Consider the following 20,494-nt stretch of genomic DNA (forward strand, 5'->3'; position numbering starts at 1 on the left):
CGTAAGCCCTCGCAAGATGGTGTTGACCGGAACCGGCTTGTTCGATTTGGATCATCGCCGAGATCGAATCTTCGCAGCAAAGGAATGCACATGCGGACGATGATTCTTGCTGCGGCATCTGTCGTCGCGCTCGCGACCCTGGGGACCGTGCCCGCTCATGCCGTCGGCGTGCGCTACCCGTTCTGCATTCAGGGCGATCGCTATCCCGGTCTGAGCAACTGTTCCTACCCGTCCTATCAGGCGTGCCTGGCCACCGCCTCGGGCATCGGACAGAACTGCATTGCCAACCCCTACTATGCCGGCGACAACGACCCGCGCTCCTATCTGAACGTGTCGCCGCGGGAGCGGCGCGAGGGCAATTTCTTCGACCTGTTCATCCACTGACGGCCGATTGGGCCAAGCACGGGCGCGGGAATGTGAGTTGATGCACACCCGCGCCGATGCCACTTCACGCGCACGCTCCAGCATGAGCGTCGCCGGCGCCTGATCGACAGGAGATCTCTCGATGCGCAGCCTGATTCTGGCACTGTTGGCCCTGGGTACTGTCGCGATCGCGCCGGCCAGCGCGCAGAAATACGATTCGACCTCGCCGATCTGCAAACACAACTACCGATGGGGCGGTGAGGACACCGATTGCGGCTACACCTCGATGGCGCAGTGCCAGGCCTCGGCGTCCGGCCTGGCGGCGATGTGCATCGACAACCCCTACTATGCCGGGCCGCCGGTCGACCGTCGGCCGAGAGAACCTGGCAGACGGCCCCGCCCGGTCTATTGAGGGCTGAAGCCTTTTGCGTTGCGCTTGAAGCGAAGGCTCCAGCCTCTTGTTTTGACGCGGTTTCTTTGCGCAAGCGGTTGGCCGCTTCGCTCCGAAAGGCGTTATTCGAGCTCGACGATCTGTCCGTTCGACAGCGACACCCGGCGATCCATCCGCGCGGCGAGATCCATATTGTGGGTCGCGATCAGCATCGCGACCCGGGTCGCCTTGACGAGTTGCATCAGCGCGCCGAAGACGTGATCGGCCGTGCCGGGATCGAGATTCCCGGTCGGCTCGTCCGCAAGCAGCACCCGCGGTGCGTTGGCAACTGCGCGCGCGATCGCCACGCGTTGCTGTTCGCCGCCCGAGAGCTCGGCCGGACGATGAGTGATGCGGTCGCCAAGCCCGAGATAGGACAGGATCTCGGTCGACCGTTTCACGGTCTCGGAGCGCTTCAGGCCCCGAATCATCTGCGGCAGCATGACGTTCTCGAGCGCCGAGAATTCCGGCAGCAGCCGGTGCTGTTGATAGACAAAGCCGATGTCGGAACGGCGAATCTGGGTGCGGTCGACATCGGACATCTGCGAGGTCGGCGTACCCGCGACATAGACCTCGCCGTCATCTGGACTCTCGAGCAGGCCCGCGATGTGCAGCAAGGTCGACTTGCCCGAGCCTGACGGCGCCACCAGCGCCACCGATTGACCCGGCCACAGCGCAAGCTTGGCGCCGTTCAGGATCGTCAGCGTCGCTTCGCCCTGCCGGTATTCCCGCTTGATATCATGAAGATAGATGACCGGTGTATCTTCCGCCCCCTCCGCCATGTGCGCCCCTTATTCGTACCGGAGCGCATCGACCGGATCGAGGCGCGCGGCGCGCCACGACGGGTAGAGCGTCGCCAGGAAGGACAGCGTCAGCGCCATGATCACGACGGCGAGCGTCTCGCCGAAATCGACTTCGGCCGGTAGCTTGGAGAGAAAATAGAGCTCCGGCGAGAACAGCTCAGTGTTGGTGAGCCATGACAGGAACTGCCTGATCGATTCGATGTTCAGGCAGATCAGCATGCCGACAGCGAAGCCGGTCAGCGTTCCAACCACGCCGATCGAGGCGCCGGTGATCAGGAAGATCCGCATGATCGAGCCTTGCGAGGCGCCCATGGTGCGCAGGATCGCGATGTCCTGCCCCTTGTCCTTCACCAGCATGATCAGGCCCGAGACAATGTTGAGCGCCGCGACCAACACGATCATGGTCAGGATCAGGAACATCACGTTACGTTCGACCTGCAGCGCGTTGAAGAAGGTCGAGTTGCGCTGCCGCCAGTCGACCAGGAAGACCGGCCGGCCGGCCGCCTCCGTCACCAGCTTGCGATAGGTGTCGATCTTGTCCGGATTGGTGGTGAACACCTCGATCGAGGACACGTCGTTGTTGCGGTTGAAATAGGCCTGCGCCTCGGCCAGCGGCATGAACACGAAGGTCGAATCGTATTCCGACATGCCGATCTCGAACACCGCGGTGATCTTGTAGGGCTTGATGCGCGGCGTGGTGCCCATCGGCGTCACTGCGCCCTTCGGCGAGACCAGCGTGATCATGTCGCCGGCGTGCAGCGAGAGCTGGTCGGCGAGCCGGCGGCCGATCGCGACGCCCTGCCCTTCATCGAAGCCCTCGAGCGTGCCCTGCTTGATGTTCTTGGCGATCGAGGTGAGGTTGTTGAGATCGTCTGAGCGAATGCCGCGAATGAAGACGCCGGCGGCGTTGAACGGCGACGAACCGAGTCCCTGCCCGTCCACCACGGGCGCGGCCAGCCGGATGCCCTGCACCTGGCTGATGCGGTCGGCAACGTCCTTCCAGTCGGTCAGCGGCGATTCCAGCGGCTGCACCAAGAGATGTCCGTTGAGGCCGAGGATCTTGTCCAGGAGCTCCTTGCGGAAGCCATTCATGACGGCCATCACCACGATGAGCGTGGCGACGCCGAGCATGATGCCGAGGAACGAGAACCCGGCGATGACCGAGATGAAGCCTTCCTTGCGGCGCGCGCGCAGATAGCGTCCGGACAGCAGCCATTCGAATGGCGCAAAAGGCGGGGTTCGGACTGGCTCGCTCATGGTGTCATCCATCTGTCGATAATCCCATGATTCGGGCCAAATGTGGCCGGATTACCCCGCCGATCAGCCGGCGTGAATAAACTTTAACCCGCGAGCTTCGCGACCACGTCGGCCGGGCTCATGTTGTCGCGTGAACCGTCGCTGCGGCGCTTCACCTCGACCTTGCCGTCGGCAAGCCCCTTGGGTCCGACGAGAATCTGCCAGGGGATACCGATCAGATCGGCCGCGGCGAACTTGGCGCCGGCGCGCTGATCGGTGTCGTCGTAGAGCACGTCGACGCCGTTCGCCGAGAGCTCGCGATAGAGCTGCTCGCAGGCGCCATCGACCGCGGCATCGCCCTGCTTGAGATTGAGGATCGCAACGCGGAACGGCGCGACCGCCTCGGGCCATTTGATGCCGGCATCATCGTGACAGGCCTCGATGATCGCGCCGACCAGACGCGACACGCCGACGCCGTAGGAGCCGCCATGGATCGGCACGTCGACGCCATCGGGCCCCGCCACCATCGCCTTCATGGTGTCGGAATATTTGGTGCCGAAATAGAAGATCTGGCCGACCTCGATGCCGCGGGTGTTGAGCCGCTTTGCTTCAGGCACTTCCTGTTCGAAGCGCGCGGCCTCGTGGACGTCCTCGGTCGCAGCATAGACCGAGGTCCACTGCTTGATGATCGGCGTCAGGTCGCCGTCATAATCGACGTCCGCGCCCGGCACCGGCAGGTCCAGCACATCGCGGTTGATGTAGACGCCGGACTCGCCGGTCTCCGCGAGCACGATGAACTCGTGGCTGAGATCGCCGCCGATCGGACCGGTCTCGGCCCGCATCGGGATCGCCTTGAGGCCCATCCGCGCAAATGTGCGCAGGTAGGCCACGAACATCTTATTGTAGGAGCGCCGCGCGCCGGCCTCGTCGAGGTCGAACGAATAGGCGTCCTTCATCAGGAATTCGCGGCCGCGCATCACGCCGAAGCGCGGACGCTGCTCGTCGCGGAACTTCCACTGGATGTGGTAGAGGTTGAGCGGCAGGCTCTTGTAGGACTTGACGTAGGAGCGGAAGATCTCCGTGATCATTTCCTCGTTGGTGGGTCCGTACAGAAGCTCGCGCTTGTGACGATCAAGGATGCGCAGCATCTCCGGGCCATAGGCGTCGTAGCGGCCGCTTTCACGCCAGAGATCGGCGAGTTGCAGCGTCGGCATCAAAAGCTCGAGCGCGCCGGCGCGGTCCTGCTCCTCGCGAACGATCTGCTCGATCTTCTTCAGCACCCGGAAGCCGAGCGGCAGCCAGGCATAGATGCCGGCCGCCTCCTGCCGCATCATGCCCGCGCGCAGCATCAGCCGATGCGAGACGATCTCCGCCTCTTTCGGGTTTTCTTTCAGAATGGGCAGGAAAAACCGCGACAATCGCATGGCGTTACTCGGGAATCAGGAAAGCGTGGGAAGAGCTGCAGTGAAACCGGATCGGGTGTGAAAACACAAGGGCCGCCAAATGACAAAAGCCCTTCAAATCAGGCTATTTTCGGCCATTTGAACGAATTGCGTCCCGCCGACCTGCCCGGCGCGCTGATCGTGCGTTTACCTGACCTCAAAATCGTCTTCCAGCGTCACTTTCTTGAAATCGGTCACCAGGGCATCGATCTGCATGTGCCAGCGGCCCGGGACCTGCAACGGTACCTTCTTCACGTGCCAATAGCCGTCGGGACCGAGCGCGGCGCTGCGTTCCATCGGCTCGACGCCGCGATCAGGCAGGCTCAGCGTCAGCGTCGCCTCCTTGGCCACGAATGGGCTGGCATCGCCGTTCATCAGCTGCAGCACAAAATCGTTCTGCCCGACCTTGCCTGGCGCGATCAGCACCTGGAACATCGCCGCATCGGTGTGGATGTGGACCGCGAGCGGAACGTCGGTCGACATCGCCAGCGCGCGCGGCGGCGGCGTGAAGCGCCAGAGCGCGACGAGGCCGAGAATGGCGATCATCAGCACGAATTCGAGCGCGATCGAGCGCTGCAGCGCCCGTGTGCGGTGGAATTCACGCACGATGGCCGGCGTGAACACCAGGCGGTTCAGCGCAGCAAGCCCGAGCAACAGCAACACCAGCACAAGTTTCACCAGAAGGATGTTGCCGTATCCAGTATCGATCAGCGCGCGAAAGCTTTCGAGCTGGACGACGGCGAGTGCGAGGCCCGACAGAGCGATCAAGGCGACGACCGGCACCGCGATCGTCGAAAAGCGCTGCAGGACCCGCAACAGCGATTCCTTGCGCTGCCAGGCCAGCACCGCCAGTGGCGACAACGAGCCCATCCAGAAGGCGAGGCCAACGCCATGGATGAACAGCGCGGTCCGGGTCAGCCATTGCGGAGCGGCGGTGGCGGCGTGACCGCTGACCGCAAATGACAGCCCGACACAGATCATTGCGATCGCGGTGCGCACGAAGGCTGCGCCGAACGACGGGCTGCGCCAGGCAATCGCCGCAATCAACGTCGCGGCGATCGCGAGCAGCATGGCCGGAAACAAGCTGGTGCCGGCGGCACTGGCCCATGCCGCCCATGTCAGCATGCCTGACAGCGGCAGGTTCAAGAGGTCGATGCCTTGCAAGCCAAGCGAGGCGATCGCGCCGACAAGGCCGATTGCAAGCGACCACATGATCAACCGTTCGCCGGCCGGGCCCTGCCCGATCCAGGCGGCAAAGAACACGCCGCCGACGCCGGCAAACAGCCCCAGATAGAGCCCGAGCCGCGCCAGCCAGATCAGCGCATCGAGCGTACTGTCGCGTGACGGCGCCGCCGAGCCGGTGACGACGCCGATCGAGAACAGCAGCGAGCCGGCGACCGGGTGGCCATCCTGCGACACCACGCGATAGCTGATCACCTGCGTGCCCTGGGGCAGGCCCGCCGGCAGCGTCACCATCACAGATTGATCGACGGCGCGGATCGCGACGTCGCGCGGCTTGCCCGCAGCGTCGAGCAGGCTGACCGCGGTCGGCGCCACCGTTTCGTTGAAACGGAGCACCACCGTCTTCGGCGCCTCCGTCAGCACGCTGCCATCGGCCGGCTCGGCGGCGATCAGGACGGCATGCGCATGGGCCGAGGTCGCAAGGCACAGCACCACGAGCAGCGCGGCAAGACTTGCTGCGAGGCTTGCTGCAAGACTTGCGACCCGCCGCACGGCTTACGACTTCGGCAGCAGCTTGACGCCGGGCGCCGGTGTCTTGCTGCCATGTTCGTGCCCGCCGCCCTGCCCGTCGGCTGGGATGTCGATCCAGCGGCTGATGCCCTGCTCGCATTCCTGCACGACCGGGAAGTACAGCGTGGTGTTGGGCTTCAACGTATCGGTGAGAAACGTCTGCATCACGAACTCGTCGTAGTTCTGGTCTGAGAGCTTGCCGCCGCTCCAGGCAACTTCCTTCACGCCCTCAGAGAGCTTGGCACCGTGATAGTCGTATTGCGCGGTGTATTGGCCGGTGACCGTATCGAGGGCCCAGCCGGGCTTCGGCATCGGCTTCACCCCGATCACGCCTTCCGGAATCTGCACGCGGAGCTTGATCGTTGCCGATCCCGCGCAGCCATGCGGCACGGCAAAAACCGCCTTGTAGTAGGATCCGACCGGCGCCTGCTTTCCTTCCAGCGTGACATGCGCGATCGCCGGCGACGCTGCGAACAGCGCCGCCGTGGCAATGAGGAGCGAGTGTGACCGCATGACTCCCTCACATCTTCTTCATCATGTGGCCGGAATGGTCGTCACCACCAGGCGCCTGCGCGCCGACGGCCTGCACGTCCAGCAAGACCGAGACCTTGCCGGCCTTCTCGAATTCGAGCGTGACCGGTACCTTGTCGCCCTGCTTCAGCTGACTCTTCAGGTCAAACATCATCAGATGATAGCCGCCGGGCGCGAGCTTCACGGTCTTGCCGGGCTCGATCGTCAGCCCCTTGTCGAGCGCACGCATCTTCATCACGCCGTTGTCCATCGACATCTCGTGGACTTCGATCTTTCCGGCGACGTCGCCCGAGCCTGACACCAGCCGGTCCGCCGTCGTGCCCTTGTTCTCGATCGTCAGATAGCCGCCGCCGATCTTGGCGCCATTCGGCGTTGCCCGCGTCCAGGCCTGCGTGATCACGAGGTCGCCGGCCTTGACGTCCTCGGCGCGTGCGGACGTCGACGCGAGTGCAGCAGCTAGCGCCGTGAGAGCGAGGATGCGGGTGATCGTCTTCATGGCGGCGGATTCCTTTCAGGTTGAAGTCGTCGTGTTATCGGATTGTTGCAGCCTGCGCGTCAGACCATTTGTTCAAATCGGCGATTTCGGCCGATCCTTCGATCGTCGTGACGGTTCCGTCGCGCGCAATCAGCATGGTTCGCGGGATATCGCCTTGCCAGGCCGGATCGATCTCAAATCTCAATCGCTCGGCGAAGCCATCGTCGAAAATCCAGTTCTCGGCCGATGCAAGCCCGGCACGATCCAGCATCGATCGGGTCGCCTCCGGCAGGTTCGGAACCAGATCTGCGCTGATCGTCACGATGTCGATGCCTGGATGATCCTTCATGAACTCGCCGAGTTGCGGCAGCTCGACCTTGCATGGTCCGCAGGTGACACCCCAGAAATGCACCAGGGTCGGATGGCTGGCATGGGCATGCAGCAGCTTCTGCCAGCTGCCGCGCTCGAACGGCTTTGGCGCGCCCTCGCCCGCCGCCAGTGCGGACGGCAGCGTTGCGAGCAGGATAAAAGCAGCGAGCAAATGACGTTTCATGGTTCGCTCTCGATCGCTTGAAAATGGTAGCCGTCGGCCTTGGTCATCCACGACAAATAGGTCTGCCGACGGTCCGAGACGAGCAGCGGATGGTCGGAACTGTCGGCGGTGTCGGCGATATCAGTGGGCTTCGACCATGTCGCTCCATCGTCATGCGATGTCATCAGACTGATCGACGTCTTCTGCCCGTCGAACTCCTTCCATGCCATCACAAGCCCCTGCGGCCCTGCAATGATCTGCGGCCGTGACGGGCTTCGGTTCGGCTGACCGACGGGGAGCGGATCGGAGAAGGTTTTGCCGCCGTCGCGCGACCGCGCGTAGAACAATCCCTTGCGCGCCTTGCCGTTGGTGTACCACGTCACATGGTAGGTTCCTGCGGGCGAAATGGTCAGGCTCGGACCGTGGTGCGGACATGCCGCGATCTGCCAGTCGTCGCGGCTCACCCGATGCAGCTCGCCGGGGCTGGTCAGATCGGTGAAGGTCACGATCGCATGGTCGCGCACGCCGCCTTCGAAAATATTCCGGAACACGACCACCGGATGGCCTGCCCCATCGAACGCCAATCCGAGACGGCAGCATTCGCAGGTGTTGTCGGCCACGAGCCGCGCATCGGAATAGGTCGCGCCACCGTCTTTCGAGGAAGCGAAGAACAATCCGGCACCGTCATATTTCTCGCCGCGCTGCTGGGCCGGCACGCGGTTGCGCTTGTCGAGCCAGACCGCGAACACGGCGCCCGCGGGATCGAAGCCGATCGCCTCGAACCGCTGGCTCTCGTTGTTTGCAGTGATTGGCCTCGGCGGATCAAAGCTGCGCCCCCCATCACTCGATCGCGTGGTCAGCACCTGGCCGTTGAAGGCCTGATCGCGGAAGGTCGAGAAGGCCAGCGCGATGTTTCCCTTGGCGTCGACCGCAAGCTTCGGCCGCGCGTCCGGTCCCCAATCCAGGTTGAGCCGGTCCCGGGTCACTTGCACCGGCGCGGAAAAGCTCTTGCCTTGATCCCTCGAGCTCGCGACGGAGATTTGGCCGCCGGCCATCCATGCCAACCACAACGTCCCATCCGGCCCGAAGGCAGGAGTGACCTTGCTCGCGCAGCGCAACACGGTCTCTTCGCACGCCGCTTCGGAGGCGTGCTGGTGGCTCATCTGTGCATTGGCCGGGTTCGGCAAGACCGCAAGCATCACCGTTGCCAGCACCGTCAGAGCCGCAGGTTTGCGATATGTCATCGATGCGCCCCTCACTTGAACGCAATCCTCATGCCCGCCACGAAGGCACGTGGCGATCCGGCATAGATCGAGTTGGTCGTGTTCGCCAGTACGCTCGCGGGATTTTGAATGCCCCCAGCCGTCACCGAGTTCGCGATATTGTTCGCGGAAGCGATGTATGTCCGGTCGAACACGTTCCTGACCTCGATGTACAGATTCAGCGCCTTGAAATAATCGGAGACGAGATCGGTCTTGTAGTGCAGGTTGAGATTGACCAGCTCATAGCCGGGCGCCCTCAAGAGATTGGCGTTGTCCATGTAGAAGCTGTCCTTCCACTGGACCTCGACGAACCCGCCAAGTCCCTGGAACGGACCTGACAACTGGTCGTAGCCCAACCGCGCCGTGAGCTCGTTCGGCGAAATGCCGGGGATCTTGTTGCCGGCGCGATTGAAGCTGAAGACCGTGCCGTTCGTGATGTTCTCGACGTATTCGGTGTAGACCTCGTCGAGATAGGTGTAGGCGGCCGAGAATCGCCAGCCCGGCAGGAACTTCCAGTCGGCGGCCAGTTCGACACCACGATGCTCCGACCGCGGCGCATTGAACGTGCAGGAGATGCCCGCGAGCGGTGTTGCCTGGGAAACGAGTTCATCCTTGAAGAACTCGTAGAACCCGGTGACGCTCAGCTTGACCGCGTTGTTCGGGGTCCAGTCGGCTCCGACATCGTAACCGAGGTTCTTTTGCGTCCGCAGCTGGGTGTTATTGCCCGACGTTCCGTCCGGCAGGATGAAGAGGTTACTGACCTGCGGTGTGCCATATCCCGTTGCCACCCGGCCCCGGAATTGCCACTCGCTGTTCAACCGGTAAAGAAGTGCAAGTTCAGGCGCGGTGTTCTGGAATTGCCGGTCCGCTGTCGTGATCGCCGTTGTCGTGGTTCCGGCAGCGCCCGCGTAGCTATAGGCGGTGTTTCGCCCCGTGAGATTGGTGGTCTCCCAGCCGATACCGGCAACGGCCGTCAGCGCGGGGGTGAGCTTCAGTTCCTCGCGCGCGCGCAGACCGTAATTCGTCGTCGTGCTGAACAGGTTGCTGGACAGGCTTCCAAGCGTCGCATTTCCGCCCGGCATCACATTGCGGGTACCGCTCGAAGCCGTGAGCGTATTGTAGAAGCCGCCGAAATAGGTCGTCGAATCCATCCCGAACAGTTCGCTGCGCCTGACGACGTCGCTCATGTAGTTGTAGGACGGGAAGTCGCCGATCGCGCTGGTCGATCCCGTCGGCTGGCTGATATTGCGGTCGTCGAAGACAAACTGGTTGCGCCAGGTGGTCTGGTTGTCGAAATCGTGCTCCCAGCGGCCACCGACGATGGTGCGGCGGTCGTCGCGCCCGAGGCCCGCCTGGACCGCGGTTTCCTTGTCGGTTCCTGCCGCCGAATTGAAGCCATTGTTGAACAGGGTCACGGTTCCGCATCCCGGCGCGGCCGTCGCTCCGGTCGTGCAGCCCTGCTGGAACGGGTTCTGGTTGAACTGATTGAGCGACGAGCGGATCGGCAGGCGTGTCGTCAGGTCGTTGTTGATGAGCTTCACCGTGAAACGGTCGTTCGGCGTGACCTGCAGCGTGCCGAGGAAATTGACGGTCTGGGTATTGAACCAGCTGTTCCCGATATAGCCGTCGCCGCGGACGTCACTCGCGAACAGCGAGCCCTCGAAATTGCCGACCTTCTTGCCTGCGGCAAGATAGTTGTTGAGATAGCCGAAGCTGCCGCCCTCGACGCCATACTCGACGCCGTCGATCGTGCCGCCCGGCCGGGTGCGGAAATTCAGCGCGCCGCCGGTCGCGTAGTTGCCGTAGAGCGCCGATGACGGCCCGCGGATCACGTCGATCGCGCCATAGGCATGCGGATCGATCAGATCGGTGCGCGACAGACCGTCCGGCTGGGTGACCGGGAATCCGTCATCGAAGATGACGAGGTTGCGGATGCCGAAGCCGTTCCGCGCATTCGATCCGCGGATCGAGATGCCGAAATCACGCGGGCCATTGCCCTGCTTGATCGAGATGCCGGGACTGTCGCGCAACACGTCGGCGACGGAGAACGCCGGCCGATTGTCGAACTGGCTGCGGTCGATGGTGGTCTGGGTCTGGCCCGTGGGCGCCCGGTTCAAGCCGTCGCGGATCGCTGCGAGCGTCTCGCCCGGCCTTGCGCCGCCCGCTGGGGCCGCGGCCACGGTCGGCGCGGTCGCCAACTTGGGTGGCCGCCGGACGGATGCCGCTCGAGCGCGCGGCTTGGGCCCTGCCGGTTTGGCACGCGCCGCCGCCGCGGGCGCCTCGACGGTGACGGAGGGCAGCGCCGTCTGGGCCTTCGCCCAGCAACTGATCGTGGAAAGGGCCGCGCCGAGCATGAGCGCACTGGCCCCGCCGTGCGGTTGAAGCCGAAACATGGATGGTTCCTGACACCGGCTCTTCGGCCGGCTTGTTCAAGGGCACTCGCCGGCGCGGGACGCGCACCGGCAGCGAGAACGTCGTCAGGAAAACAGCGGCGGCGCGCGGGCTTGCGCCGAGAGACCGGCCGGCGAACGATCGCGTTCGCTGGCGAAATCGAGCCATACGATCCGGCGCGGCAGGCGTTCGACGGCCTGGGCCGCAACTTGCGGGTTATCAACCGGCGCACCGGTCTGCAGCACGCTGCATACAGAGCAACAGCCGTCATGGGCCCGATGACCGGTCTGGTCGCCCTGCCCGGTGCCTGAGCCGGCATTGCCGTGGCAGATGGTGGCGGCCGCGAGCGGATCGGACGCGGCAAGGCTCGCCGCCCAGCAGGCCCCGATCGGTGCAAAAATCTGCACCAAGAGGGCAACCAGGACTATGGGCAGAAAATTCTTCAGCCGCCGGCGCATCGCAAAACCCATCCGGGACGGAACTAACCACCACAGGTGCCGAAAGTCGAGATCGCGACTGCCACCCGTTTCTTCCAGCTCGCGGAAATAGCGGAGCGTGACACTTGCGTCACGGCTGCTTCGCAAGCGGACGTATCCCCTTACCCAGCCACGTGTTTTTGGACCGCTTTCGCAACCGGCGGTAGCACCATCCCAATCATTTCGCAAATTGCTCGAAATTTGAACAATCGTTGCCGAAAATGATGACAAGCCTGGAAAGATGGTCTACCAATTCGGCCTCAGGCCAGCCGCGAGGTGTGTCCTGGTGGTCCAAGTCTCGGGAGGAGCCCGACGCGCACAAGCAGCGTCACCCCATTAATCAAGATCAAATCGAATTCTTGGGGCAAATAGGGTCGACACAATTTTTGGAGCAGGGCTTGGAGCCCTGCTCTTTTTTTATGTGATGATCGCAAGGCGCTATGACTCCATCATCGAATCCAATCGAACACAGCTTTGAACTCGCAGCAGCGGTTTGCGATGATCTGACGCCGTCCGTGTATCGACGCCTGTTTCGCGAACATCCCGAAGCGCAGGCGATGTTTCGCACCGAAGGCAGCGAGCCGGTGAAGGGCTCGATGCTGTCGCTGACGATACAAGCCATCATCGATTTCGCCGGCGAGCGCAGCGGGCATTTTCGCCTGATCGAATCGGAAGTGTTCTCGCACGACGCCTACGGAACACCGCGCGAACTGTTCGTCGCCTTCTTCGCCGTGATTGCGGACTGCTTGCGCGAAATTCTCGGCGAGCAATGGTCTGATGAGATCGATGCTGCGTGGCACAAGTTGCTCCGCGACATCGAGGCCATCGTGCTGCAGCAGAAACATCTCGTGGACGACAGGGCGTAGCGTCACCGTTCCGATTGTGACACACTCCCTTTATCCGCGGCGCGTGCAACTGACGCCGACGGAGAGAAAAAACGAAGAGGGAGCAAACAATGCCAGGAATCGACAAGGGCATCGACAAGGGGATGGACAAGGCGTCGACGACGCGGCGCGACCTTCTGCAATTGGCGGCGACCGGTGGAGCTGCGGCGGGATTGTTCGGCGGAATGGGCGTGACGTCCGCGCTCGCAGCCGAAATGGGCCGCTCGGAAAAGCCGCTGAAGGCCGCATTCTCCAACGCCGGACTGCAGGCGACGTGGTGCGCGCAGGGCAAGCAGGCCGCCGAGTTCTGGGGCAAGCTGTTCAACGTCGAGGTGACCTGGTTCGACGGTCAGCTCGACGCCGTCAAGCAGCGCGCCGCGATCGACAACATGGCTTCGCAGAAATGGGATTTCGTCGCGATCCAGGCGTTCGGCATCGGTACGCTGACCCAGCCGGTGCAGAAGATGATCGACGCCGGCACCCCCGTGATCGACATGGACACGCTGATTGCGCCGCTCGACCAGATCAACGTCCACTCGTTCCTCGCGCCCGACAACGAGTTCATGGGCGCCTCGGTGACGCAGGCGCTGTGCAACGCGATCGGCGGCAAGGGCAAGGTCATCATGACCCAGGGCGCGCTCGGCCACACCGGCGCGCAGGGCCGCGCCAAGGGCTTCAACACCGTCATCAAGCAGTTCCCGAACATCGAGGTGCTGGATACCCAGCCCGCCGACTGGGACGTCTCCAAGACCGCCCGGCTCTGGGAAACCTATCTGACAAAATATCCGCAGATCGACGCGGCGTTCTTCCACAATGACGACATGGCGCTCGCCGCCTACAACATCATGAAGGCGCGCAACCGCACCAACATCCTGATCGGCGGCGTCGACGCCATGCCGCCGGCGATCCAGGCGGTCAGCGAAGGCCGCATGTTCGCCACCGTCCGCAATCCGTCCTGCCGCATCCATGGCGGCGCGATCGTCGCGGGTGTCGCGGCCGTGGTCGGCGGCGAGAAGAGCGGCCAGGGCATTCCGAAGAATGTCGTGACCGACGGCCCCGTCGTGACCAAGGCCAACGCCGCCGGCATGCAGTGGATGGAGGATCACTTCCTGATCTGAGCGGCCCTCATGTCGCAGGGACGCGCCCCGATCCTCGAGTTGAACCAGATCACGAAGGCCTTCGGCGGTGTCGAAGCCCTTCGTGGGGTCGACTTCGCGCTTCACGCCGGCGAGATCCATGGTCTCGTCGGCGAGAACGGCGCCGGCAAGAGCACGCTGATGAAGATCATCGCCGGCGTGCATCCGGAGTTCTCCGGCCGCTTCATGCTGGACGGCAAGGAGACCCGCTTCCGCTCGACCCGCGACGCGCACGCCGCCGGCATCGGCATGGTGCATCAGGAGCTCAGCGTCGCGCCCGATCTCACGGTTGCCGAGAATGTCTTCCTCGGCAACCAGCCAACCAACCGCTTCGGCGTTGTGCAATGGCGGCGGATGGCGCGCGAGGCCGGCGAGCAGCTGTCGCGGTTTGGCATCGACGTCGACCCGATGACGCGGCTCGGCGACCTGCCGATCGGCCTGCAGCAGCTGATCGAGATCGCCCGCGTGCTGTTTTCCGGGGCGCGCATCATCATCCTCGACGAGCCGACCTCCGCCCTCTCCCCGCCCGAGGTCGAACGCCTGTTCACGACGCTGCATAGGCTCCGCGACGAAGGCACCAGCATCGTCTTCATCTCGCATTTCATCGAGGACATCCTGCGCGTCTCCGACGTCGTGACCGTGTTCCGCAACGGGCGCAAGATCGCCGAGACCGCGTCTGCCGACACCACCAAGGGCGCCCTGATCGAGGCCATGATCGGCCGCGGCGGCGAGGCGCTGGAGCACAGCTACACCGACGACCTGATGCTCCCACAAGCGAATGGCGGCGCGGTGGTGCTGAAGGTCGATCAGCTCTCGCTCGGTCGCAGCCTGAATGACGTCTCGTTCGAGGCCCGCTCCGGCGAGGTGCTCGGCATCTACGGCTTCATGGGCTGCGGACAATTGGAGCTGTCGCGTATCCTGTTCGGCAAGCTGAGGCCGGACGGCGGCACGCTCGTGGTTGATGGCTCGACCAGAACCTTCCGCAGCACCGCGGCGGCGCGGCGCGCCGGCGTCGCGCTGGTGCCGGAGAGCCGGCGCGCCATGCTGTTCCACCAGGAGCCGGTCTACAAGAACATCTCGATCAGCGTCCTCGAGCGGATCTCCGCGCTGCTGCTCAAGCCGGTGCGGGAGCGCGCGATCGCGCAGCGCCAGGTCGAGCAGTTGCAGATCAGGCCGCCGGTGGTCGGCCTCGATCTCGGCATGCTCTCGGGCGGCAACCAGCAGAAGGTGGCGCTGGCGAAATGGCTGACCTATCCGCCGCGTTTGCTGGTGCTGTGCGAGCCGACCCGCGGCATGGATGTCGGCGCCAAGAACGACGTGATCAACATCGTGCGCGATCTCCGCGCCAAGGGGCTGGCGATTATCGTGCTGTCGACCGAGCCGGAGACGGTGCTGTCGCTGGCCGACCGGATCCTGGTGCTGAAGCGCGGCGCGGTGGTGCGCGAATTCGCCGACGAGGCGGTCAGCAAGGACCGCCTGCTGGAAGCGGCTTAGAGCATGGTCCGGAAAAGTGCGAAGCGGTTTTCCGATCAGACCATGCTCAAGTAACTGGAGAAAGCGCGATGACCAAGTCATCGCGCTTGATGGAGAGGCATGATGGCAAGCAGTGACAGCGCGACGAGCCCGGCCGATCACAAACGGCCGCGCGGGCTGGCGCCGTTCCTGCGCTCGCAGATGCGCAACATCGCGCCGTTCCTGACGCTGATCTTCCTCAGCGCCTTCTTCGCGATCGCGAGCCCGTCGTTCGCAACCGTCGACAATCTCGGCAACATCCTCACCCAGGTGTCGGTCACCGGCATCATCGCCGTCGGCCTCACCTTCGTGATCCTGTGCGCCGAGATCGATCTGTCGATCGCCAGCATCGCCAATGTCACCGGCATTGCGGTGGCGTACTTCACGCTGCAGGAATCCTACGTCAACATCGCCAACGTCCCGATGCCCGGCTTCGCCGCGATCCTGCTGGCGCTGGCGCTCTGCGCGCTGCTCGGCCTCGTCAACGCGCTGGGGCTGACGGTCATCGGCATCCCCTCCTTCATCATGACGCTGGCCATGATGCAGATCGCGGCCGGCGTCTCCGCGCTGCTGGTACGCGGCCAGATCGCCTACAAGGTGCCGGGCCTGATCACGACGCTCGGCTCGGGCTCGATCGGCGGCATCCCCTGGATCGTGATCGTCGCCGCGGTGATGCTGCTCGGCGGCCATCTGGTGCTGACCTACACCCGCTTCGGCCGCTACGTCTACATGGTCGGCGGCAACCGCGAGGCCGCGGAATTTGCCGGCCTCAACGTCAAGCTCATCCTCGGCAGCGTGATGGTGATCTCGGCGGTGTGCTCGGGGATCGGCGGCATGCTCGGCGTCGCGCATTTCGGCAGCGCGCAGCAGAACGAGTTCGACACCTATCTCTTGGATTCGATCGCGGCCGTGGTGGTCGGCGGCACCAGCCTGTTCGGCGGCCGCGGCGGCATCGGCAACACCATCGTCGGCCTGTTCGTGCTCGGCGTGCTCAACAACGGCCTCGACCATGTCAATATCGACAGCTTCCTGAAGATCCTGATCCGCGGCCTGATCCTGCTCGCCGCGCTGATCATCAACGTCTACGCGCAGCGGCTGCGCGAACGGACGGCGGAGTGAGTTCTGATTCAACTGTCAGACAGCTTGTTCGATGTCATCACCCGCGCATGCGGGTGATCCAGTATTCCAGAGACGCCGGTGTGTGAGCCGAGAGGCCGCGGCGTACTGGATCGCCCGGTCGAGCCGGGCGATGACAGTTGTAGATAGGGACGCAGCTTCGCGTTCTCGCGACATCACTTGCCCGAGCTTTGCATCTCGTTCCGCCCTCTCTTAAGACAGAGGGCGCAGGGAAAGCCGGGTGCCGATCGCACCCATGGGCCCCGAGCAAAAGGTAGAAAGCTCGGGGGTAGGACCACAGGTGTAACCGGAAACACTCCGGCTTTCCCTGCGCGATGGGTTACGGCTTACTTCGTGCTCTCCCCGGCGAGACTGGGCTTGCTTGTCACCGCCTTCGCAACACGCGTTCGCATCTTGCGAGAGGACACCTGCCGCTAGGGCGTCAGGACCACACGACTTCGCCGTCCGCTTCATGCGCACTCGTCAGTTGCGCACCAAGCGTCCACCGCATCTCACCGCACACCCGTGACGATCGCGAAGCGCCCCTCGATCGGGTGAGACGGCTGGATTCATAGCACTGAGTTGCGCTTCTGATAAAGCGAAATATTTTTGCTGCGGGGGCTTGCGCCGTCGGGCAACTCAGTGGCATGGGCACCTTCGGCGTACCAGGGCCCGGACGCCATAAAAACGTGCGGTGCCGACGGCTCGCCCGAGTCCGCTGTCCCCTCTAAAGCCGGCGGATTGTTGCATAGCACCGAAACGACGCGATGGGGCCACAAGCGGCCATCAGCGACCTCCAAAGATGCAATGCTTTCGCCTCTGAACAATTACCACTCCGGAGGCCGTATCGTCGGCCCGATGTCCCCAGGACCCGGCAGGCCCAGAGTCGGCGGTTGCGGCCCGTTCGGAGGCGTAAGCAAATTACCCCAGTCCGTTCGCGCACGCATCTGATCAACCGTTGCCGGGCTCACGAAGTTGCCCCCCTCACGTATCTGCCATCCACCCCCGAGCGCCCGAAACACCGCAGTGAGGCCGAGCGGAACGTTGGCCGAGGCGCCGGCCAGGCTGTTCTGCGCTTGAAGGAGATTCTGTTCAGCGGTCAGTACGGTGGTAAATGACGTCGCGCCCTGCTCATACTGCTCAAGTGCAATCCTGAGGGCACCATTTGCCGCCTCAACGCTGCGGCGGAGATACGCGGCCTGGTTCCGGGATTGCAGATATGTTGCAAGACCGTTGTCCACCTCCTGCTGGGCACTCAACACGGTGTTCTGATAGTCGATCAGCAATTGCTGGAGCTTGGCATCCTGCAAACGAATGTTGTTGGTGATTTGCCCGTAGTTGAGGAGATTCCATTGAAACGACGGGCCCGCAGCATACGCCACGCCCTTCCAACTGACGACTTGACCAAGGTTATGGCCATTGGCGGTGCTGGCCGAGCCGCCGAACGTGCCCGTAATGCTGATTGCCGGATAGAGTTGCGTCGTGGCGATGCCAATCTGCGCACTCTGCGCCAGCGCGGCGAGTTCGGCGGCGCGGACGTCCGGTCTCCGGCGCAGCAGATCCGCAGGTATGCCAACAACGACGGAGGCGGGCGGCGACGGTACCCTGCCGACTGATCGTGAAAGCAACATGCCGAGCGACTGAGGCGGAACGCCGAGCAGGACGCAGAGCGCGTTTTGTCCCTGCTGCAATTGTATCGTCAACTGGGGTATTGCCGCACGAGTCTGTTCGAGGACGTTCGTCGCCTGGAAAACATCAAGCTCCGACGTCCCGCCGCCCGTGAACTTTGCCTTTGCGATACTAAGGGCCTGTTCCTGCCTGCGGACATTGGCCCGTGCAATTCCGATCAGCTGCTCTGTGGTGCGAATACCGATATATGTTGCGGTAACATCGGCCAAAAGGGACACCAGAACGCCGTCATAAGTCGCGATCGACGCAAGGTACACGCCATCGGCAGATTCAACTCCGCGGCGGAACTTGCCCCAGAAGTCGAGCTCCCAGGCTACCTGCGCAGCAAGAGCATCGGTCCAGAAATATGAAGGCGTCGCGTTTGGCCCTGCCAGCGGCGTCGCCGCGCTGGTCCGATTGTAAATTACCGAACCCACGCCTTGCTGCACCTGCGGATAGCTTATGCCGATGGCTATTCCCAGCACCGCACGTGCTTGCAGCACCCGAGTCCCTGCGCTCTCCAACGTTAGATTTTGGTTGTACGCAATCTGGATCAGCTTGTTGAGGGTTGGATCACGAAAGCCTTCCCACCAATGTTCGTACTCACGCGGGCCGGACTTAACCGAGCGATTGTCTGCGCCACGAAATTTTTCGGCAAGCGGAGCGACAGGCGCTGCAAAATCCGGCCCAATCGTACATGCCACGGTTGGCAGGAGAAGCGCAGCCACAAGCAGCCAATGACTTGACCAGCCAAGAATAGCGCCGACGTTACGCTGTCGCCCAAACGGTGCCTGATACTGCGTCTCCAAGGCTTTCGCTCCCCACGCACGTGGACCTGACTGTATCCCTTCATTGTCGCGCCGCACGCTACGATGGCGGCTTTTCCACAGAGGGCATCACGTACAACAACCATTTCTTCATCCGGATCGTGACCTTCGAAATAACGTGCGTGGCCTTGCCCTTCTGCGTGTAAATCGCCGCCGATCCACCTGACCCGATGGACAGCTTGCGGGCTACGGCATCGTCGGCGAAATTGATCCGTACTGCATAAAGCCCGTCAGATCCGATCCGGGCCGCGTTCGGGATTGTGCCGCTGGTTGTGAATTGCCCTCCCCCGGTTGCCGGGATCACATAGTCCACTTTTCCAAAGAACAGGCGGCCGGGATATGGGTTAAGCACCATTTCCACATCATCGCCCGGCTCCACATTCGAGAGCCAATTCTGGGGAAACACAGCGGCGACGGCGGTATCGGACACGTTGACGAATGTTCCCGCCGCAGCAAGCGGCATCGGCACAAGCATGGTGCCGATCTGCACCTGCCAATTCGTGACGTATCCATCAGCCGGCGCCGTCATCTTGCACTGTGCGAGGTTAAAGCGCGCGTCGTCCAATTGAGCTTCGATGGCAGGAACATTGCTCTGGGCCGTCTGCAAGGCCGCGGCGGCCTGTTGAGCCGAGGCTTGCGCTTGAGCGAGACCCGCTTCAGCCTGCTGAACAGCGGCGTCCGCTTCCTGGCGTTCTTGCGCAGCCTTGGCTACGTTAAGCTGGCTAATGGCAGCTTTGTCCACACGCTGGATGTTGAGGGCGATTTGTTCCTGGGTCTTGGCTAGTTCGTCGGCGGCCTTCGCTTTCGCAAGAATGGCCTGTGCATTCGGTATCGCTGTTTTTGCGGTCGTCAGCGCGGCTTCGGCCTGCATTACGTTCGCCTTCGACGCGGCCAACTGCGCCTCGACCTGGTTCACCGTGTACTGGTACGGCGCCGGGTCAATTTCCAGCAGCAAGTCACCTTTCTTCACCCGTTGATTTGCCTCGGCGTGGATCGCCTTCACCTGTCCTTTGACATAAGGAACGAGCTGCACCACGTACTGGCTGGTCACCATCTTGTCCGTAATCGGTGCCGACTGCGTCCAGACCACCACGACGCCACCGATCATGAATACGCCCGCGACGATCAAGGCCGCGATGATATAGGCCGTGGGCTTGATGCGCAGGACCTTGAACAGCACGAGAACGATCGCAACGTAGACGATGGTCAGCATTGCGATCACGGTCGCATCTCCTTGTCCCCTGAGAGCTGACGCGATGCGGTCGCACCGTCACCCGTGTCGGGTGCTACGCCGTGGGGCTGAAAATCGCTTTTTGCTGATTTAACTCCGAACGGCGTAGTGAACGCCCATATGAACGCAACCGGCCATAGCAAGCCGCCTGTCGCGATCCCGACCCAGCTCATGGCATTGATTGCGCTGGCCTGCGGATGATTCCATTTGCGCGCGAGTTGACCCGGAAGTTTGCCCAGATTGACGACAATGATGACGCCAGCAAAAATCAGAACAGCAAACACGACAAACGCGAACGCATCCAAAGCGCCGAATGAAGAATCCACTGCCGACACTCCCTTCTATGCGCGATGATATTTCGCGCAGGGCTTTCGAAGCGGGCCGGAACGATTTCTTAGCGAAGAAGAATAAGTCGTGGCGTTGGGTC

General features: G+C 63.0%; 19 protein-coding genes. 6 read left to right on the forward strand and 13 right to left on the reverse strand.

The window, feature by feature from the left end; genetic code table 11:
• The first annotated feature begins 90 nt into the window (after positions 1–90).
• Positions 91–384, forward strand: a complete 294-nt coding sequence (locus V5279_RS24670) for a DUF3551 domain-containing protein (protein ID WP_224741593.1) — start codon at positions 91–93, stop codon at positions 382–384.
• A 121-nt stretch (positions 385–505) separates the two neighbouring features.
• The gene (locus V5279_RS24675; RefSeq protein ID WP_166295970.1) at positions 506–775 is read left to right on the forward strand and encodes a DUF3551 domain-containing protein; all 270 of its coding nucleotides are present in this window, start codon (positions 506–508) and stop codon (positions 773–775) included.
• A 101-nt stretch (positions 776–876) separates the two neighbouring features.
• Here the strand turns inward: V5279_RS24675 and V5279_RS24680 are convergent, their stop codons facing one another.
• The 10 genes from V5279_RS24680 to V5279_RS24725 all read right to left on the reverse strand — a co-directional run bounded on the left by V5279_RS24680 (position 877) and on the right by V5279_RS24725 (position 11,924).
• Positions 877–1,575: an ABC transporter ATP-binding protein gene (locus tag V5279_RS24680; protein WP_166295973.1), complete on the reverse strand. Its 699-nt coding sequence runs from the start codon at positions 1,573–1,575 to the stop codon at positions 877–879.
• 9 nt (positions 1,576–1,584) lie between these two features.
• Positions 1,585–2,865, reverse strand: a complete 1,281-nt coding sequence (locus V5279_RS24685) for a lipoprotein-releasing ABC transporter permease subunit (RefSeq protein ID WP_338688766.1) — start codon at positions 2,863–2,865, stop codon at positions 1,585–1,587.
• A gap of 71 nt (positions 2,866–2,936) precedes the next feature.
• Positions 2,937–4,256, reverse strand: a complete 1,320-nt coding sequence (proS, locus tag V5279_RS24690) for a proline--tRNA ligase (RefSeq protein ID WP_338688768.1) — start codon at positions 4,254–4,256, stop codon at positions 2,937–2,939.
• A gap of 165 nt (positions 4,257–4,421) precedes the next feature.
• Positions 4,422–6,008, reverse strand: a complete 1,587-nt coding sequence (locus V5279_RS24695; RefSeq protein ID WP_338688770.1) for a copper resistance CopC/CopD family protein — start codon at positions 6,006–6,008, stop codon at positions 4,422–4,424.
• 3 nt (positions 6,009–6,011) lie between these two features.
• Positions 6,012–6,539 carry a YcnI family protein gene (locus tag V5279_RS24700; RefSeq protein ID WP_338688772.1) on the reverse strand — a complete coding sequence of 176 codons (528 nt, stop codon included), beginning with the start codon at positions 6,537–6,539 and terminating at the stop codon, positions 6,012–6,014.
• 7 nt (positions 6,540–6,546) lie between these two features.
• Positions 6,547–7,053 (reverse strand): copper chaperone PCu(A)C, encoded by a 507-nt coding sequence (locus V5279_RS24705; protein WP_338688774.1) that lies wholly within the window; start codon positions 7,051–7,053, stop codon positions 6,547–6,549.
• 34 nt (positions 7,054–7,087) lie between these two features.
• Positions 7,088–7,585: a TlpA disulfide reductase family protein gene (locus V5279_RS24710; RefSeq protein ID WP_338688776.1), complete on the reverse strand. Its 498-nt coding sequence runs from the start codon at positions 7,583–7,585 to the stop codon at positions 7,088–7,090.
• A complete protein-coding gene (locus tag V5279_RS24715) occupies positions 7,582–8,808 on the reverse strand; it encodes a sialidase family protein (protein ID WP_338688779.1) in 1,227 nt (408 codons plus the stop codon). Before V5279_RS24715 ends, V5279_RS24710 begins: the two co-directional genes overlap by 4 nt.
• An 11-nt stretch (positions 8,809–8,819) precedes the next feature.
• Entirely contained in the window at positions 8,820–11,219 is a 2,400-nt protein-coding gene (locus V5279_RS24720) for a TonB-dependent receptor (RefSeq protein ID WP_338688781.1), read from the reverse strand.
• 84 nt (positions 11,220–11,303) lie between these two features.
• A complete protein-coding gene (locus V5279_RS24725) occupies positions 11,304–11,924 on the reverse strand; it encodes a DUF2946 domain-containing protein (RefSeq protein ID WP_338688783.1) in 621 nt (206 codons plus the stop codon).
• 209 nt (positions 11,925–12,133) lie between these two features.
• On the opposite strand from V5279_RS24725, the gene V5279_RS24730 reads away from it, so the two are divergent.
• The 4 genes from V5279_RS24730 to V5279_RS24745 all read left to right on the forward strand — a co-directional run bounded on the left by V5279_RS24730 (position 12,134) and on the right by V5279_RS24745 (position 16,344).
• Positions 12,134–12,559, forward strand: a complete 426-nt coding sequence (locus V5279_RS24730) for a globin (protein ID WP_338688785.1) — start codon at positions 12,134–12,136, stop codon at positions 12,557–12,559.
• Between the two features lie 89 nt (positions 12,560–12,648).
• A complete protein-coding gene (locus tag V5279_RS24735) occupies positions 12,649–13,695 on the forward strand; it encodes a sugar ABC transporter substrate-binding protein (RefSeq protein WP_414645835.1) in 1,047 nt (348 codons plus the stop codon).
• Positions 13,696–13,704: 9 nt separating this feature from the next.
• Entirely contained in the window at positions 13,705–15,207 is a 1,503-nt protein-coding gene (locus V5279_RS24740; protein ID WP_338688787.1) for a sugar ABC transporter ATP-binding protein, read from the forward strand.
• A gap of 102 nt (positions 15,208–15,309) precedes the next feature.
• The gene (locus V5279_RS24745) at positions 15,310–16,344 is read left to right on the forward strand and encodes an ABC transporter permease (protein ID WP_338701375.1); all 1,035 of its coding nucleotides are present in this window, start codon (positions 15,310–15,312) and stop codon (positions 16,342–16,344) included.
• A gap of 824 nt (positions 16,345–17,168) precedes the next feature.
• Here V5279_RS24745 and V5279_RS24750 read toward each other — a convergent pair.
• The 3 genes from V5279_RS24750 to V5279_RS24760 are packed head-to-tail and all read right to left on the reverse strand — an operon-like array spanning position 17,169 to position 20,393.
• Positions 17,169–18,818, reverse strand: coding sequence for an efflux transporter outer membrane subunit (locus tag V5279_RS24750; RefSeq protein WP_338688789.1), 1,650 nt, complete (start codon positions 18,816–18,818; stop codon positions 17,169–17,171).
• A gap of 58 nt (positions 18,819–18,876) precedes the next feature.
• Complete coding sequence (locus tag V5279_RS24755) at positions 18,877–20,049, reverse strand: HlyD family secretion protein (RefSeq protein ID WP_338701376.1); 1,173 nt, start codon at positions 20,047–20,049, stop codon at positions 18,877–18,879.
• Between the two features lie 5 nt (positions 20,050–20,054).
• Positions 20,055–20,393, reverse strand: coding sequence for a DUF3302 domain-containing protein (locus V5279_RS24760; protein ID WP_165123826.1), 339 nt, complete (start codon positions 20,391–20,393; stop codon positions 20,055–20,057).
• Positions 20,394–20,494: the final 101 nt, after the last annotated feature.

The organism is Bradyrhizobium sp. 26S5 (assembly GCF_036923295.1).
Classification (GTDB): domain Bacteria; phylum Pseudomonadota; class Alphaproteobacteria; order Rhizobiales; family Xanthobacteraceae; genus Bradyrhizobium; species Bradyrhizobium septentrionale.